Source organism: Arthrobacter sp. GW460-12-1-14-TSB2, from assembly GCF_059423525.1.
On the sequence record NZ_JBWKYC010000008.1, the window covers coordinates 77391 to 95165 of the forward strand.

The window sequence follows — 17775 nt, forward strand, 5'->3', positions numbered from 1 at the left end:
CATCGCGATGCAACGCGTCCCGGGGTAAGTTCATTCTGTTTTGATTCGGCGCTGGAATAAGGGGAAGCCACCGTGGCAAGGGTCCATGAAAGAAGCACCACACTGATCGACCCGGCCAGCGGACGCCCGGTCCGCCGGTACACCGTCTCCGGGGCCTCTTACGTGCCCATGCCGGGCTGGCCGCATTTCTGGGGCCGCGCCCTGGATGCCTTCGTAGTCTTGGCTGTCTCGGGAATCCTGATGGTCGTGCTGAATTCCTTGGTCCAGAATTTTGCCTTGGGCTCGCTGTCGCTGGCATTGCTATCCAGCGACTGGCTGTTTTTTGCGGCCTTGGCGGCCGTGTGGTTCCTGGTCCTCTTCGGCTACGGCATGGTCTGCGGTGCGGTTGGCAGCCTGGGTGATGCGGCAGCCGGGATGCGTTCTGTCAGAATCACGGACGGCACGACGTCGGGCGCCTGGCTCGGCGGCTGGCGTGCCGTCTGCTGGTCGTTCGCGCCCGCCTACATGCTGATGGCGTTCGCCTCCGCACTCGGAGGCGGCAGCGGGGACACCTTTGACGCGAAGTTCACGGCCGTGGACGTCCGTGCAGTGGTAGGCCCGGAAGGACGGCCACCGGGTATTCTGTGATCCACAATGTTCACGCTGACCATCAACCAAACGGACAGCCGGCGCGACGGTGACCGGGTTCCGCAGTTGCTCAAGGACCTGCGGCACATACCGGCGCGCCTTGACTTTGACCGCTCCGTTGAGGACGAGGTCCAGGGCATCGTTGAGTTCCCGCACCAGGCCGTGGAGGCAGCGTTGGTGGCCCTCCGCTGCGGCAGCTGGTTCGTGGGAATCGGCGTAGGTCCCGTGAATGAGCCGCTGCCCAACCAGATCAAGGACGCCAGCGGGCACGGCCTGATCTACGCCCGCCGTGCCGTGAACCGCCTGCGGAACGGCAAGGAACGCGTTCCCGTCGCGGTTGACGGCCCGCTGGCAGACCTCGCGGCTGAAGCTGAGGCTGTCCTGAAGCTGCTCGGCCACATTGTTCACGGCCGCAGCGCGGCCGAGTGGCGTGTCCTGGACTTGCTGACGCCCGGAGTGCGGGGCCAGCAAAAAGCTGTTGCCCAGGAACTTGGCATCACCACCCAGGCGGTCAGCAAGGCCGCGGCCAGGGCCCAGTGGAACGAGGAACATGCGGCCCGCCCCGCCGCGGCACGGCTGCTCCAGCTGATCCTTGAGGTCCGCTGAGCCGGTGCCGTCAGCAACCGGCGCCTGCAGCCCTACTGCGACTGAACACCTCTGACCGAGCACGAACGAGCCTGTTCGTATGCCTTGAACCGCACACATCTCGACCATAGTCTCGCCTTGCCCGGCTTCCGGATTCTTTAGCTCCGGCAATCCACACCACGGCCGGATCAGCACCGCACCCCTGAGACAACGAGGTACAACAATGACGTTTTCCGCCCGAAGAACACGCAGGCCTGTGGCGGCTTTTGCCGCCGCAGTCACGGCAGTTGCCGGCCTGGCATTCCTGCCAGCCGCGCCAGCGGCCGGAGCAGATGCCACCGCTTCTGTCACCATCACCCCCAACCCTGCGAGCCGCGGCGAAGCCTTCGAAGGCTGGGGCACTAGCCTCGTCTGGTTCGCTAACGCGACGGCAGGCTATTCCCCCGAGCTCCGCGAGGAGCTCTACCAAAAAGTGTTCGGCGAGGACGGACTGAACCTCAATATCGCCCGCTACAACGTAGGGGGAGGCAACGCGTCCGACGTCGCGGACTACCTCAACGACGGCAGCGCAGTGGAAGGCTGGTGGAAGCCGGTTACGGGGGCAACTGACGGCAAAATATCCTCCCGCCTGTACAACAGCGACGGATCGGTGGATCCCGCCCAGGCAAACAAGCTCGCGTTCCTTGAGCAGTGGAACCCGGACGATCCCGCTTCCTACAATCCTGATGCCGACCGGAACCAGCGCTGGTGGGTGGAGCGGCTGGCAGCAGACCGTCAAATCACCCACTGGGAGGCCTTCAGCAACTCCCCGCCCTGGTTTATGACCAAGAGCGGCTACGTCTCCGGCCAGGTCAACTCGAACAAGGGCGAAAACCTTTTGCCCCAAGCGGAAGCGAAGTTCGCCGCATACATGAAGCACGCCGTCGAGCTTCTCGAAAGCGGCAGCGGCATCGATGTGAAGACCATCGACCCCTTCAACGAACCCAACTCGGGCTACTGGGGCACCGCGATCGATCCGGCCACCGGAAAGCCGCCCACCAGTTACACCCAGAAGCAGGAAGGCGCCCTGATCTATCCCGCGGCACAGGACCGCGTCACCAAGCTGCTCGCAGCGGAACTTGGCAAGGACGGCACCAGTACCGACGCAGTCATCTCCGCGATGGACGAGACGGACCCCTCCAAGTTCATGACCAACTGGAACGGCTACAGCCAGCAAGCCAAGGACGCCGTCTCGCAGCTCAACGTCCACACCTACGGCACCAGCGATCGCCGCCGTGTGCGTGACCTGGCAAAGTCCACGGACAAGCCGCTGTGGATGAGCGAAGTGGGCGGCTTCTGGCCCGGCAATCCCGCGCTGGGCGACTCCACCAGCGGCTGGGACCGTTCCAACATCACCAACGGCCTGGGCATCGCCAGCCGCATGGTCAACGACCTGCGGGAACTCGAACCGGATGCCTGGGTGTTCTGGCAGCCGGTCGAAGACACGTACAAGCAGGAGAAAGGCGACAAGGGCTGGGGCTCCATCTACGTGGATTTCGACTGCAACTACGAGGGACGCGAAGGCTTCTCCAACCGCCGGCTCAACGACGGCAACGCTCCCGAGGACGCCAAGTGCCGCGTCCTGACCAACCAGAAGTACAACACCACCCGGAATTTCACCCACTACATCCGCCCTGGCGACTTCCTCATCCAGAACGACAACGCCAAGACGGCCAGCGCACTGGACGCTGACGGCAACGGCGCCACGCTGGTGCACTTCAACGACACTCCGACGGCGGAAAAGGTCACTCTGGACCTCAGCCGCTTTGGCGCCATCGCGCCGGGAGCAACCGTCACTCCGGTGGTCACCACCAAGTCGCCCCTGGAGGACATCGAACGCAACGCGCTCGTGAAGGGCACGCCGATCGCCGTCGACGCGTCGGCCAAGTCCGCGACGCTGGAGGTGCCTGCAGCCTCCGTGGTGACGTTCGTCGTCGACGGCGTCAGCGGCGTTGCAGAGGACGCCGCACCGGTTCAGGACGGCCACAGTTATCACCTGACCGGCGAGGCCAGCGGCAAGTACTTGACCGCCCGGGCCGAAGGATCGGCCTCCATCCAGGAAATCGGGACGACGACGGCGGAGGTAACCCCGCAGTTGTGGACGTTCCAGGCAGTGAACAGCAACGAGGACTACGCGAATGACCGACGGTGGGTGATCACCAACAAGGACGGACGCGTACTGACCGGCAACGGCGGAGTGCTCAATGCAAGCCAGTCCGGCGCTGCTTCGCTGGCCACGATGACACTCGATCAGGCCAAGTTGAGTCCGTCGGCCCAGTGGATCGTCACCAGCGAAAACGGCAAGCAGTCGTCCTTGGTCAACGCTGCGGCAGCCATCGCCCTGCAGGTTTCCGGCAGCCAGACCGCCGCCGGAACGGCTGTTGCGCTGGGCTCATCCACGGGCACCACGGCAACGGCAAGCGGTAACCCCCATCAGGCCTGGGGTTTCACCGACCTCGCGGACCTCAAACTCATCGGCACCAAACCAGTGGAGCTCAGCACGCCGATCGGCGTCGCGCCCAAGCTTCCGGCATCCGTGACGCCGCTCTACTCAAAGGGCGAGGGCCGGCCCGTGCCGGTCCAGTGGGAATACGTGGATCCAGCCGTCTGGAAGAAGCGCGGCACAGTCACCATCACCGGTTCAGGCACTGACGTCTACGGCCAGCCGTTCAACGACGCCAAGGTCACCGTGACGGTCGGCAAGTACACTGCCACAGACCCAGTCTCGGCCACGGTCGGCACCGGATCTCTCCCGGCCGACGTCCGGGCCGCCGCTCCGGCCACGGTCCCCGGCCAGGTGGGCACGGCAACGGTTCGAAACGACCTCCCGGTCACGTGGGACTGGACCACCCTTGACCCCACAGCGCTCCAGGCAGTGGGCACGGCAACCGTACACGGCAAGGCAGCCACGGGGGTCGACGGCGATAAACCGCTTGACGCCACCCTCACCGTTCTGGTGGTGGACCGCGTCCCGAGCAGCAACATCTGCAAGGACGATCCCACCACCGCAGTGACTGCCAGCTACACCGAGGGGTCCTACATTGCCAGGAACACCTGCGACGGCAACACCGTCACCCGCTGGTCCAACTGGGTGAGTGGAGGCCGGAGTGCTGACAGCCTGAGCTACGCCTTCAGCAGGGACTACACAGTGGAATCGGTAACTGTCAGCCTCGCCGAAAAAGCCGCCCAGAGCCTGACGGTCCAGTACCAGGACACTGCCGGGGCCTGGCAGGACACTTCGGCAGGAACCATCACCGGCCTCAGCACGGCTGTCCCGGCGATGGACTCCTTCAACCCGGTCACGACGCGCGGCATTCGGGTTGTCCTGGCAACAAGTGGTTCATACACGAAGGTGGCGGAGGTGGTCATCTCAGGCTCCCGCCTGGGTGAGGCGGGGCTCCCCGACCTGGGCCGGCTGCTGGTGGACCAGAAATCCGTAGCTGGCTTTTCACCGGCCGTTGAGGGCTACAAGGTGCTGACGGCCTCTGCGTCGGCCCCCTCGGTCGCGGCCTATCCGCTGGATACGAACGCCAAGGTGTCGGTGGTGCAGGCGACTACAGACACCCCGACGGCAGCCGTCACAGTGACCGCCCCGAACGGCACCACGCGGAGCTACACCGTGGCCTTCGTAACGGGTAAGGTCGCCTGCGCGAACGGCGGCTGGGCAACCAACGTCGAGCCGGGATTTCGCACCGAGGGAGAGTGCGTGAGCTACTTCAGCTCCAGGTAGCACTCGACGTAAACGGGAGCCCCTGGCCTGATGCCTCAACATCCGGCCAGGGGCTCGCTTTCTTTATGTCGTTGGCCGTCAGCTGGTGAAATCCGCCCATACGGCGCCCAGGTCAACCGAGGTGCCGTCCGCGAACTCGAACCGTGGTCCCCCGTCGACCAAAACGGCACCGTCCAAGGCCTGTTCCGTGCCCGTTCCATATAGCCCGACGACGGCGGCGTAGTCACCGTCCGCCACCGGCCCCGACGTGCCGACCCACGGAATGATCAGGCCCTCCCCCATCGGATGCGGACCCTCACGCCGCCAGGTTCCGGCGTCCCCAAGCGGTGAGCCCCACCCGGCGAGTGGACGAAGCCCGCTGGCTACGGAGGCCGCGGAATCCACCGGCCAGCCGCCGATCCGCAACCTGGCGTCCGTGTCCGGGGCTGCGCCGCGGACTCGGACGAGCCGCAGTTCCACCGCTCCCCTGGTCAGTGACACCACTGTCACTTCGGGGCCTCGGGTCGCAGTCCCTGTGGCTCCGCTGCCGTGGTCGGGCCCGCCGTCGGGATCAACCGCAATCCAGTTGGTGCCGGCCCGGGATGCGCCGGCGAGGACGCCGCCGAGATCCCTCTGGCCGAGGGATTCGAAACCGGTGCGGTGCGTGAGCCGGCCCTCGCTGTCCACCAGCACGACGGCGTTGTCCAGGGATTCCGGTTCAAGGTCCGGGAAGGTGTGCGTCGAGTAACCGAGGCGTGCATAAAGCGGTGAGTCTGCCGCCTCAACCCCCGGATTGGCATGGTCCGTTCCGTGGTTCCGAATGCGCACCACGCCGTCTGCCGCGGTTCCGTCCACCTGCCACCCCGGGGCGGTGATGAGCCGCTGGATATCGCCCGATTCCACGGGGAGGGGCTCCTCGACTGTGGTCCACACCCGGTGATCCGCCGGCAGGGCCAATCCGAGGAACCCCTTGGCGGCCCAGTACGGCGAGCCGGCGCCCGAATAGGACTGCCTCATTCCGGGAAACTCGCCGTGCCAGCCGATGGAGAGCAGGCCGCTCCCGGTGATCGCACCGCGGCGGGCGAAATAGTCCAGCATTCCGGAAGCGGCCCGCCGGCTCATCCCCGGCGCCAGCCGGGTGTGTCCCGAAAGCTCACCCGCCCAGAAGGGCGCGGCGGCGGCGAAGCGGTAGATGAGGCTGCGTCCCTGGATCAGCGGCGCACCGTTGCCCCCGACAAGGCAGGCGGCGTCGTCGAGGAAGTCGGCGAGCCGCTCGCCGTCAAGCTTCTTCCTGGCCTGCACCCGCGGATCGTCCGGGACCATTAGCGCCCAGAGCTGCGGGTAGACCTGGAAGGCCCAGCCCACATAGTGGTCGTAGGCGCGCTCGGGGCCGTCGGCAAACCAGCCGTGGCCGCGGTAGAGGGAATCATGGATGGCCAGCCCGGCGTCGATGTCTTCGTCCGAATATCGTCCTCCGACGCTGGCAAGGAACGTCTCCACCACAATCTGGAACCACACCCAGTTGATGGGCGGGTACTCCTCACCGATCACCGTTTCGAACCACGCGACCAGTTGCTCCTGGACCCGCTGCGGGAGCTTGTCCCACAACACGTCCCGGGTCAGTGCCAGCCCCACGGCCAACGACGCCGCCTCCACCTTCGCCTGGCCCAATTCACCGGGCGTGGGCCAGCGGTCCGGGTTCCCGGGGTTGGTGCCGGCGTCCAGGCCCTTCGCGTACCAGTCTGCGATCCAGCCTGTTTCCTGCGGGTCGCCGGCGATCCGGAAGGAGGCCAGCAGGAAGGTCCGGGCGAAGGCCTCCAGCGAGTCGCTGCGCGGGCCATAGGCGCTGTTGGCGCCGGGCAGGTGGATGTTGGCGTGGTCATCGGTGCCGTAGCGCTGGGCCGAGCGGAGCAGATAGTCGGCGTAGGCGCACCAGTGCACGCGGGTCAGGCCGGTGTGCGGCGAAAGCCCGCGGTCCAGGGCGGGCAGGGTCAGGGCAAACGGGGTCGCTGTGGATGGCATGGGGTCCTCAGGGTTGGAGGGCTGGCGGTCGGGAAGGCTAGCCGGCGGTGAGCCACGCGATGGCACGGAGCAGGACCTCGCGGTGCTCAGGGGATTCGTAGGAGGCGGCGTCGTGGCCGAGGGCGTCGTAGAACGTCCGGCCCGGACCCCGGTCCAGGGACCACATCACCGGATGCTCGAGGCCGTCGTGAGTGTGCGTGGCATGGACGTTGATGACAGGCGCTGTCTGCAGGTAGCTGTACCGCTCGTCCATCAGCTCAAAGTCCGTGATGCCCTCAACCAGGTCACCGGATTCCGTCCGCACGCGAATCGATGCTGGGCCGTAGTCAGGGTGCATGGACGTTCCGCGGATCCAGCGTCCGCCCAGCGCGTCCGCCCATTCAGGGGCGTCAAGGAAACTGGTGGAGCTGACGTGGCTCACCAGCATGGGCCTGCCGTCCGCCAGCCAGCGCCGCAGACCTGCCGAAGCTTCGGGCGTTCCGGGCGAAGGCCCGCCATCACGCGGGAGGCCGACGTTCACCACGAGCAGGTCGGGAAGACCCGAGAGGGATGACCCTGTCGGGGCAGCCAGCCCGGCAAGGGCGGCGTCGACTTCGTCGGCCGTCTCCACGCCGAAACGCGCTTCCCGGAGGAGTTCCGCAAGGGCCGCGGAGGTTTCCGCGAAGGGGTGCCACGGATCCGCGTACCGCCCCGCGCCGCTCAACACCAGCGCCCGCGGCGCAGCCACGGCCGCGGTCACCGGGAGTCCTGAAGCGCGCCTTCGGCAGGAACGCGTGGCGCGCCGACCGACGACTCACGAAGGATCAGCTCCGGGTTCAGCTCAATGCGGTGTACCGGCCGCATCCTCCCCTCCGCCAGGCGGGCGGCCATGAGCTGGACGGCAACCTTGCCCACATACTGCTTGGGCGGCCGGACAGCAGAGATGGCGGGCTCGGCAAGGTAGGCCACTTCGTCGTCGTACCCCACGATCGCCATGTCCCCCGGCACCTGCAGTCCCCTATCCACGCAGTGCTGCACGAACGCCACCGCCTGGGTGTCCGAATGAACCAGCATGGCCGTGGTTCCCGTCTTCTTGCACAGCTCGAGGACGTGGTCGAAGTGTGCGGCCCGGTCCCCGTTGACCAGCTGGGCCGAATCCTCATGGATGGAGTCTTCCACCGGGATCTTGAGGGCTTTCATGGCCTGCCGCCATCCACGCACCACGTGGGGGCTGGTGGGACTGGAGGAATCGGTGAGGCAGCCGATCTGCCGGTGGCCTTCCTGCCACAGGTGCCGGACCGCCATGCCGGCGCCGAACGCGTGGTCAGTGGCAACCCACTCAAGGCGGTGCGCCGGGTTGTCGCCGGGCGCACGGCGCTCGGCCAGCACCACCGGAATGGGCAGCGCATTCAACCAACGAAGCAGCTCCTGGCCGCGGTCCCCGGTCATGTCCGGGGCCACAATCAGCCCGTCGATGTTCTGCGTGTCGAGCAGGGCCTGCACCTGCCGGCGGTTGTCGGCTGCGTCGTAAGCGGAACCGCGGACCAGGATCCGCAGGTTTTGCTCCTCGGCCTCGGCTCTGGCGCCGCTGATCACCTGCGGCCAGTAGTAGTCCAGGGATGGGACCACCATGCCGATGGAGTAGCTGTGCGATGACGGCCGGCCCATCGCCGCAGAACGGTCCAGCGGGCTGGGCAGCGTGGCGCCGCCGTGCACGCGGGACACCAGTCCTTCGTCCGCGAGGGTGTTCACGTCGCGGCGGATGGTCAGTTCGCTGACGCCCAGTTTCGCGGCGATGTCGCGCACGGTGATCGCGCCGTGCGCCCGGAGTTCCTCCATGAGCCGCTCACGGCGCTGGAGCGAGAACAGGGACTTGCCGCCCGCTTCCGGGCCTGATTCAGTACTCATTCGTTGCCTCCACAGTGAGGGTGAATGCGCCGGAGGCGCGGGTTTCGGCCGGCATGCGGAACCGCAGGCGGGTCAACTTTTCGCCCCAAACGTCCCGCAGCAGCGGATCGTCAAGGTCCCATTCGTCCACCAGCACGACGGCGGTGGCCGGCTTCCAGCGCAACCGGACGCCCCAGCCTTCACCACCGCCCGGGATGCCGTGCGGCAGGACTGTTGCGGTGGCGTCGTTGCCGACCCTCAGGGTTCCGGCGACAAGGTAGCTGATGTCGACGTCGTCCGTTCCCCCGGGCGGAAGCCCTCCTGGCGGCCGCTCAGGCAGGCACCAGCGATCGTCGATGACAACCGTGCCCTGTTCCCGGTTGAGCAGCGACGTGCGGATCCACTGTTCGGCGTGACCCAGCCCGTAGGCTGCGCCGAGTCCGAGGGCAAGCGCCGGTTCGTCCGCCGCGGGCTCCTGGAGGACTGTCGCGGCGAACTCCTTCCCGGTCCCCTGCTCCAGCCCGAACGGCGCAGGAACACTGTGCCAGGCACTTTGCATGGCCCGGATTTCGTAGCGGTCGGGTCCGAAAGTCTGGGCGGTGTAGGTGGGCTGGCCGGCGTCCACGAGCAACGGCACACCGTCGACGGCCACCACCACCGACCCGACGTCGCGGTGGTTGTGGTGCTCGCCGTTGTGGCCGCCCTTGGCTGCCAGGGTCAGGCCGGACACGGTGCCCGGAGTTTGCCGGGCCACCATGATCTGCACGGACGGAAGGTAGGCGAAGGCCGTCAGCGGCGGCCCAGTCTGGTGCTTCCCGCCGGCCTCCGGACGGGGTGCCAACAGCGAGTGCAACACCCGGCCGAGTCCCGCCGTCGCATCAGGTTCCTTGCCGGCGAAGGCCGCCGCGTGCTGCGCGGCTTCCGCGTCGCCCAGGCGAACGGCCCACCGGTGCAGCATGTCCCACGGGAGCCCCTCGGCTGCGCGTGCCGGGCCATCGGCAACATTGAGGAACCAGCGGTGGCCGAGGTGCATGCGGTGCGGGAAGGCGGCCAGCGCACGGATGACCGGGAGGTCGACGTCGAGCAGCCCGTCGGTGGCTTGTTCCAGGACGGCGAGGCCTTCCAACGCCCGGCCTGCGCCGTTCCACCAATAGGCGAAACCCTCGTCGATGGCGCCGTCTTCCGGAATGGAGGCGAGGAAACGGTCAATGCCCTCGATGCACCGCGCGATGGTGCGGGCCTGCAGTGCCGGATCGTCCACCAGGAGCAGCGCAGCAACGATGATGTTCGAGTGGATCCAGGGGTTCCAGTTGTGGACATCCCCGTCGAGGCCGAGCCAGTGCCAGTCAAGGCGGTCCAGGAAAGGCCGGATCACGCGGTGGTGCGTCTCGTGCCGCAGGCGCTTCCGCAGCCCGGGTGCCCGCTCGTCCAGCCGTTCGCCCAGCACCAGGTCCAGCCAGGCCAGCTGCGCCGCAACCTCGCCTGCGCCAAGGTCCACATACGGGCGCGAACGGTCGGGGACCACCTCCCCGGCGCGGCTATTGACGTCGTCGTGCGCGGCCCAGCTCCAGGAACTCTGCTCGCACAGGAGATACGCCCCGTCGATAGCCTCATCCAGCCAGCCAGGCTCTCCGGTAACAGCAGCCATCACGACGGCTCGGGTCAGCCGCTGCTGGCGATCCGCCACGAGACCCTCATAAGACGTGCGATTTCCATCGCGGAAGTACCTCGCGTACTGGGACACAAGCGGCTGGGGCCACGGGCTCCCCTTCTCGCCTTCCGCCCGGGCGGCCAACTTCCCCAGCGGTCGGGAGCCAGCGAGCTGCCACACGCCGTGGGACGCGGGACGCACGATGAGGCGCTGCCTCGAACCATGGAGCGCCTCAATCAGTGCAGAGGCGTCAGCTTTACGGCCCCACGCTGCGCGCAGCGGGTGCGTGCTGGACAGTGGCGGCGCTTCCACGGCTGCGGTGCCGGGGGTTGTTGCCATACTGGATTCGTCCCTCGTTTGTTCGAATCTGATCGTTTCGGATCGAGTTCGATTGGGTTGAATGAATTGTCTTGTTTATGAGTATGTACTGATTATTAGATGTGATGCAACACATAAATAACCGGCCGAGCAGGGCCGCCCAAAACTCGAAGGGAGGATCCCCTCAATGTCGCTCAAGCCCCAGGCACTGCTGGTAATGAATAGCGGAACCTTTGCTGACCAGTTTGATTCCACGCGGCTGGACCGGCTGGCAGGACTGGTCGACCTCGGCGGTCAGCCGTGGACGGATTCCCTGGACTCACCTGAACTCGCGCGACGTTTGGAGGAGGTTGAAATCCTCCTCACCAGCTGGGGCGTGCCGCATCTCAACGCAGAGCGGCTGGAGCGTATGCCCAGGCTGCGCGCCGTCTTCCACTGCGCGGGAACGGTCCGGGGCTTCGTCAGCCAAGAACTATGGGACCGGGGCATCCTCGTGACCAACGGAGCCGACGCCAACGCGATCCCCGTTGCCGAATTCACGTTCGCATCGATCGTCCTGGCCGGCAAGAAGGCCCAGGTTCTCGCCAACGATGCGCGCTTCTCCCGTGATGACTGGCGCTACGCCACCGAACGGGGCGAGCTCGGAAACATCGGCCGTGTGGTGGGCGTCATCGGCTTCTCACGCATCGGCCGCAGGGTGGTCCAACTGGTCCAGCAACTCCAGGACGTTACCTGCCTGGTCAGCGATCCCTACGCCGATCCCCTCGAGGTGGCCGCCGCGGGCGGAAGGCTGGTGACCCTTGAAGAACTCCTGCCGGTGTCCGATGTCGTCACCATCCACGCACCGGCACTGCCGGAAACACGCAACATGATCAGCACACGGGAGCTTCGCGCCATGAAGGACCACGCAACGCTCATTAACACCGCACGCGGTTCGCTCCTTGATACCAAAGCACTCGAAGCCGAGTGCGCCACGGGACGCATCACCGCGCTGCTTGACGTCACGGCCCCCGAGCCCCTGCCCGCGGACTCCGTGCTGTACGACCTTCCCAACGTCATCATCACCCCGCACATCGCAGGCTCCCTCGGCACCGAAACGCGCAGGATGTCGGATGCAGCCCTGAACGACCTTGAACGGTACCTCGCCGGCAAGGACCTCCTGGCCCAGGTAATGCACGAAGACCTCGGCCTCAGCGCTTAAGCCCCACCCCGCCCCACCTCATGACGGCCGCGCGTGCGGCAAACTTTAACCCCTACTAAGGAGAACGCAATGAAGCGCACAACCCTCGCCGGGATCGCACTGGCGGTAACTGCAGGGCTCGGCCTTACAGGCTGCGCCGGCGCCGCCGGACCCGCGGAACCGCAGGCGGCCGAAGGCAAGACCCGGCTGACGGTCTCAGTCTGGAACTACGAGGGCACCCCGGAGTTCAAGGCACTCTTCGACGGCTACGAAGCGGCCCACCCCGACGTCGACATTGAACCCGTGGACATCCTGGCGGACGACTACCCGCAGAAGGTCACCACCATGCTGGCCGGTGGCGACACCACCGACGTCCTCACCATGAAGAACGTCATCGACTACTCCCGGTACGCCAGCAACGGTCAGCTTCAGGAGATCAACAGCGTGGTGGACAAGGTGGGCAAGGACAACCTTGCAGGCCTGGACGCCTTCAACCTGGACGGCAAGTACTTTGCAGCCCCGTACCGGCAGGACTTCTGGCTGCTCTATTACAACAAGGACCTGTTGAAGGCCGCGGGAGTGGACGAGCCCAAAGACCTCACGTGGGAGAAGTACTCCGAGCTCGCCAAGAAGCTCACCACCACCGCCGACGGCAAGAAGGTCTACGGCACGTACCACCACATCTGGCGTTCAGTGGTTCAGGCAATCGCGGCTGCCCAGAACGACGGCGACCAGGTCAGCGGCGACTACGGCTTCTTCCAGGACCAGTACAACACTGCGCTGGACCTCCAGAAGGCCGGCGCCACCCTGGACTTCGGCACCGCGAAGAGCCAGAAGACCAGCTACCGCACCATGTTTGAATCCGGCCAGGCTGCCATGATGCCCATGGGAACCTGGTACATCGCCGGCATCCTCCAGGCCAAGAAGGACGGCAAGACCAACGTCAACTGGGGCCTGGCTCCGCTGCCGCAGAAGGACGCCAACGGCAAGGTCACCACGTTCGGTTCCCCCACCGCCTTTGCTGTGAACAAGAACGCAGCGCACTCCGATGAAGCCAAGAAGTTCATCCAGTGGGCAGCCGGAGAGGAAGGCGCCAAGGCCATCTCCAAGATCGGTGTTGTGCCAGCCCTGAAGAACGACGCCGTCACGGCGGAGTACTTCAAGCTGGACGGCCTGCCCACCGACGAGCTCTCGAAGAAGGCCTTCACGCCGGACGAGACAGCCCTTGAAATGCCGGTGAGCGACAAGTCGGCAGCGACGGACAAAATCCTCAACCAGGAGCACGACCTCATCATGGTCGGCGAGCGCTCCGTCGCCGACGGCATCGCCGAGATGGGCAAGCGCGTCAAGGACGAAGTCCTGAAGTAACCATGACTACAGAGACAATCACCCAGGCTCCTATCCCGGCACGGACTGCACCGCACAGCCGCGGCAACAGGAAGCAGGCCAGGCGCAACACGCTGATCGGCTGGACATTCATCCTTCCGAACTTCCTCGGCTTCCTGGCCTTCACCCTCATCCCCGTCCTGGCCGCTTTCGCCCTCTCCTTCATGGAATGGACCTCGTTCACCGCACCGAAATGGGTGGGCCTGGCCAACTTCCAGCGGATGTTCGCCAGCGACTCGTTCTGGGTGGCCCTGCGCAACACCGTTGTCTACGCACTCGGCCACGTCCCGCTCACCATGGCCCTCGCCCTGGTCCTGGCGATGCTGCTGAACCGCAAGCTCAAAGGCATCGGATTCTTCCGCGTAGCCATCTTCTTCCCCTACATCACCTCGCTGGTGGCTGTCGCCGTCGTCTGGAACATGCTGTTCAGTCCGGACAGCGGCCCCATCAACCAGCTCCTGCACGCCATCGGAATCGCCGAGGCGCCGGGCTGGACGTCCAGCTCCGACTGGGCCCTTCCGGCCGTCATTATCACCAGCGTGTGGCGCGACATGGGCTACTACATGGTTCTGTATTTGGCCGGCCTGCAGGCCATCCCCACGGAACTCTACGAAGCCGCCGAAGTTGACGGCGCCAGCGCCTGGCAGCGCTTCTGGAACGTCACGATCCCCTCGTTGCGGCCCACCACCTTCTTCGTGGTGGTCATGCTGACTGTCTCCAGCTTCAAGGTGTTCGACCTGATCGTGGTCATGACCAACGGCGGTCCCGGACGTTCCACCACGGTGCTGTCCCAGCTCATCTACCAGGAAGGCATCGGGGAAGGGAAGTTCGGCTACTCATCGGCGATCTCCCTGGTCCTGTTCCTCATCGTCCTGTCGGTTACCGTCCTGCAATTCAAGATCCAACAGCGGAGGGAACGCTGATGACCAACATGGCCGAAGACCTCAAGGCCCCTGAACTCACAGGCGGAGTACCGTTGAGGGGCGGCGCGATTAGTCCGGAAGATCGCCGTGGCTCACAGCGCAAACGCTCCACGCGCGAACAGAAGAAGCGGACCACCAACGTCATCATCTACGGCGTGCTCGTGGTGCTGGTGGTGGCCCTGTTGGTGCCGTTCATCTGGATGATTTCCTCCTCGCTGAAGGAAAACAACCAGGTCCTCACGGTCCCCATCCAGTGGATCCCCAGCGAGTTCGTGTGGAGCAACTACACGGACATCTGGACCCGCATCCCCATGATGGGCTACCTGCAGAACTCCCTGTACCTTGCCGTGATCATCACCTGCCTGCAGGTGCTGACGGGGTCGCTGGCCGCCTATGGTTTCTCCAAGGTCCGCTTCCCGGGCCGGGATGTCCTGTTCCTGGCGTACATCGGCACTATCGCCGTACCGTGGCAGGCCTACATGGTGCCGCAGTACATCATGATGCAGCAGCTGGGACTGACCAACAGCTTTAACGCCCTCATCCTCCTTCAGGCGTTCGGTGCGTTCGGGGTATTCCTGATGCGCCAGTACTACATGACCATCCCGGATGAACTGTGCGAGGCTGCCCGCATCGACGGCCTGAGCGAGTACGGCATCTGGGCCCGGGTGATCCTGCCCTTGTCCAAGCCGGCCCTTGCCAGCCTGGCGCTGTTGACCTTCGTCAACACGTGGAACGACTACATGGGCCCGTTCATCTACCTCACCAGCAACCGCCTCTGGACCGTCCAGCTGGGCCTGCGCTCCTTCGTGGGCCAGTTCGACGCCGAGTACGCCATGATCATGACCGGCTCCGTGATCTCCGTGATCCCGATCCTCATCATCTTCCTGCTTGGCCAGCGCTACTTCATCCAGGGCATCGCGACGAGCGGAATGAAGGGATGACAGCTGTGCTTGAACAGCCTGCGTCGGGGCGACGCCGGTGGGCGGGACCGGGATTCGAAACCTTCGGGAGCATCTTCGGGTTTATTTACACCTTCCTGGCCGGGAACGTCCTGCTGGCCGTGGCCAACGCACCGTTGGTGCTCTGCCTCGCCCTGGTGGCCGATCCCGCGGCCGCCTGGCCGTTCTTCCTGGCGCTCACGGTCACCGTGGCTCCGTCGCTCGCCGGCATCTTCGCTGCCTTCCGCTCATTGAACGACGACGGCGGCGCGGTCAAGCCTGTTGCCGCCTTCCTTCGCGGATACAAGCGCAGTTTCCGGCGGACCGCACCCATTGGATTGGGTGCGGTGGCCATGCTGCTGTTCCTCGGCGTGGACCTGGCGATCGTCCAGTCCATGCCGGCTGCGGCCGCGCTGGTGCCGCTGATCGTCGTCGCAGCCGCCGTGACGGTGAGCCTGACGGTGACGGCGATTGCCGGCGTCGTACTTTTGCCCGAGGCGAGCCTGAAGAGCATTCTCAAAGCGTCCCTCTACCTCAGCGTCCAGCGCTGGTACCTGAGCCTGGCCATGCTGATCCTGCTGGGCATCATTGTCTCGGCCGCTATCCTCCAGCCCGTGCTCGGCATTGCACTGGCGCCAGCGCCGCTGCTGTTCGTGGTCTGGAGCAATGCGTCTTACGCTTTCCACGCCGCCCTGCACTCCGCTTAGCACCGCCGGTGCAGCACCATTGTTAGGACCCTTCTTGGACACCTTTGCCATCGGCGATCGGGACTTCCTTCTGAACGACGAACCCTTCCGCGTCCTCTCCGGAGCCATCCACTACTTCCGGGTCCACCCCGACCTGTGGGCGGACCGGATCCACAAGGCCCGGCTCATGGGGCTGAACACCATTGAGACGTATGTGCCGTGGAATGAGCATTCGCCTGTCCCGGGCACATTCCTGACGGAGGGGCCGCTGAACCTGGGCCGGTTCCTTGATTTGGTCGCGGCCGAGGGTATGCGGGCGATCGTCCGTCCCGGTCCGTTCATTTGCGCCGAGTGGGACAACGGCGGATTGCCGGCGTGGCTCTACACGGACCCCACCGTGGGTGTCCGTAGCAGCGAACCCGGCTACCTTGCCGCCGTCGAATCCTATTTCGAAGCGCTCCTGCCGATTGTGGTGGAGCGGCAGATCAGCGGCGGCGGGCCGGTGATCCTCCTGCAGATCGAGAACGAGTACGGCGCCTACGGCAAGGACAAGGTGTACCTGCAGCACCTGGTGGACCTCGTAAAGCGGGAGGGTGTGGACGTTCCCCTGTTCACGTGCGACCAGCCCTTTGGCACCATGATCGAGGACGGCTCGCTGCCCGCGCTGCACAAGACCGGCACGTTCGGTTCGCGTGCCGTGGAACGCTTGGGGTTCCTGCGCGAGCGGCAGCCCGCCGGGCCGCTCATGTGCGCGGAATTCTGGAACGGCTGGTTCGACAACTGGGGCACGCATCACCACACCACCGACGCCGCTGCTTCCGCCGCCGAGCTGGATGCGCTCCTCACCGCAGGGGCTTCGGTGAACATCTACATGTTCCACGGCGGCACCAACTTCGGCTTCACCAACGGCGCCAACGACAAAGGCATCTACGAGCCCACCATCACCTCGTATGACTACGACGCGCCGCTCGCCGAGGATGGCCATCCGGCCGCCAAGTACTTTGCATTCCGGGATGTCATCGCCAAGCATTTCCCCGTGCCGGACGAGGCGCCGGCTGCGCGGAAGGAGGCGCCTGCGTCGGTTGTTTCCGTGGAGACGTCCGTGCCGCTCCTGGACTTTGCGCCCCTCCTCGGTTCCCCGTCCTTCGCGCCGGGTCCGGTGCCCACTACCGAGGCCACCGGGCGCTATCGCGGTTTCTATCTTTACGAGGTGGACATTGCCCGCGGAGGCGTCCTGTCCTTCGCCGAGGTCCGGGACCGCGCCCAGTTCTTCCTGGACGGCGTTCCCGTGGGCGTCCTGAGCCGCGACCTCGGCGAGCGCGCCATCACGCTGCCCGGCGGAGGACGCCTGCGGGTCCTCCTGGAGGACCAAGGCAGGGTCAATTACGGGGAGCGGATCGGCGAGCCCAAGGGACTGATCGGACCGGCGCTGCTGAACGGCACCGAAGTGCAGGACTGGGAGATCCGGAATGCCGATGTGGGCGACTTGGAGCGCTTCCGGGATGCGGCCAAGGAACTGCCGCCGGTGGGCGGCGCTGAGGCAGGTGTGCCGGGCCCGTCACTGTCGTTTGCCAGGTTCGAGGCCGACGGCCCGGGCGACCGGTTCCTGCGCCTCGACGGCTGGACCAAGGGTGTTGCGTTCATCAACGGGTTCAACCTCGGCCGCTACTGGAGCCGCGGCCCCCAGCGCACCCTATACATCCCGGGACCTTTGATCCGCAAAGGCGCCAACGAGCTCGCCGTCCTGGAACTGCACGGAAGCGCGACGCGGGAGGTGCGGTTCGCCGTCGGGCCCGACCTGGGACCGGACGAGAAATGAAAGCGACACTACCTGGCGGCGCCCGG

At 65.7% G+C, this 17775-nt stretch carries 13 protein-coding genes; 9 read left to right on the forward strand and 4 right to left on the reverse strand.

Annotation, left to right across the window (positions count from 1 at the left end):
* Positions 1-72 precede the first annotated feature (72 nt).
* The 3 genes from AC07YR_RS11735 (at position 73) to AC07YR_RS11745 (ending at position 4981) form a co-directional block, all read left to right on the forward strand.
* Positions 73-627 carry a hypothetical protein gene (locus tag AC07YR_RS11735; RefSeq protein ID WP_494734023.1) on the forward strand — a complete coding sequence of 185 codons (555 nt, stop codon included), beginning with the start codon at positions 73-75 and terminating at the stop codon, positions 625-627.
* Between the two features lie 6 nt (positions 628-633).
* A complete protein-coding gene (locus tag AC07YR_RS11740) occupies positions 634-1233 on the forward strand; it encodes a hypothetical protein (RefSeq protein ID WP_494734024.1) in 600 nt (199 codons plus the stop codon).
* A 202-nt stretch (positions 1234-1435) separates the two neighbouring features.
* Positions 1436-4981 (forward strand): glycoside hydrolase, encoded by a 3546-nt coding sequence (locus tag AC07YR_RS11745; RefSeq protein WP_494734025.1) that lies wholly within the window; start codon positions 1436-1438, stop codon positions 4979-4981.
* Positions 4982-5059: 78 nt separating this feature from the next.
* Here the strand turns inward: AC07YR_RS11745 and AC07YR_RS11750 are convergent, their stop codons facing one another.
* Genes AC07YR_RS11750 through AC07YR_RS11765 form a run of 4 tightly spaced genes read right to left on the reverse strand, consistent with a single transcriptional unit; the run spans position 5060 to position 10838 of the window.
* A complete protein-coding gene (locus tag AC07YR_RS11750) occupies positions 5060-6982 on the reverse strand; it encodes a DUF2264 domain-containing protein (RefSeq protein WP_494734026.1) in 1923 nt (640 codons plus the stop codon).
* 37 nt (positions 6983-7019) lie between these two features.
* Entirely contained in the window at positions 7020-7721 is a 702-nt protein-coding gene (locus tag AC07YR_RS11755) for a ThuA domain-containing protein (protein WP_494734027.1), read from the reverse strand.
* The gene (locus tag AC07YR_RS11760; RefSeq protein ID WP_436056312.1) at positions 7718-8869 is read right to left on the reverse strand and encodes a LacI family DNA-binding transcriptional regulator; all 1152 of its coding nucleotides are present in this window, start codon (positions 8867-8869) and stop codon (positions 7718-7720) included. Before AC07YR_RS11760 ends, AC07YR_RS11755 begins: the two co-directional genes overlap by 4 nt.
* On the reverse strand, positions 8859-10838 hold the full coding sequence (locus AC07YR_RS11765; RefSeq protein ID WP_494734028.1) for a heparinase: 1980 nt from the start codon (positions 10836-10838) through the stop codon (positions 8859-8861). The genes AC07YR_RS11760 and AC07YR_RS11765 overlap by 11 nt, the downstream gene beginning before the upstream one ends.
* Before the next feature lie 166 nt (positions 10839-11004).
* Between AC07YR_RS11765 and AC07YR_RS11770 the strand changes: the two genes are divergently transcribed.
* The 6 genes from AC07YR_RS11770 to AC07YR_RS11795 all read left to right on the forward strand — a co-directional run bounded on the left by AC07YR_RS11770 (position 11005) and on the right by AC07YR_RS11795 (position 17749).
* On the forward strand, positions 11005-12018 hold the full coding sequence (locus AC07YR_RS11770) for a hydroxyacid dehydrogenase (protein ID WP_494734029.1): 1014 nt from the start codon (positions 11005-11007) through the stop codon (positions 12016-12018).
* A 69-nt stretch (positions 12019-12087) separates the two neighbouring features.
* Complete coding sequence (locus AC07YR_RS11775; protein WP_436056309.1) at positions 12088-13365, forward strand: ABC transporter substrate-binding protein; 1278 nt, start codon at positions 12088-12090, stop codon at positions 13363-13365.
* Positions 13366-13367: 2 nt separating this feature from the next.
* Positions 13368-14306 carry a carbohydrate ABC transporter permease gene (locus tag AC07YR_RS11780; RefSeq protein ID WP_436056308.1) on the forward strand — a complete coding sequence of 313 codons (939 nt, stop codon included), beginning with the start codon at positions 13368-13370 and terminating at the stop codon, positions 14304-14306.
* On the forward strand, positions 14306-15247 hold the full coding sequence (locus AC07YR_RS11785; RefSeq protein WP_494734030.1) for a carbohydrate ABC transporter permease: 942 nt from the start codon (positions 14306-14308) through the stop codon (positions 15245-15247). Before AC07YR_RS11780 ends, AC07YR_RS11785 begins: the two co-directional genes overlap by 1 nt.
* Before the next feature lie 5 nt (positions 15248-15252).
* On the forward strand, positions 15253-15951 hold the full coding sequence (locus AC07YR_RS11790; protein WP_494734031.1) for a DUF624 domain-containing protein: 699 nt from the start codon (positions 15253-15255) through the stop codon (positions 15949-15951).
* Between the two features lie 34 nt (positions 15952-15985).
* Positions 15986-17749 (forward strand): glycoside hydrolase family 35 protein, encoded by a 1764-nt coding sequence (locus AC07YR_RS11795; RefSeq protein ID WP_494734032.1) that lies wholly within the window; start codon positions 15986-15988, stop codon positions 17747-17749.
* Positions 17750-17775 lie beyond the last annotated feature (26 nt).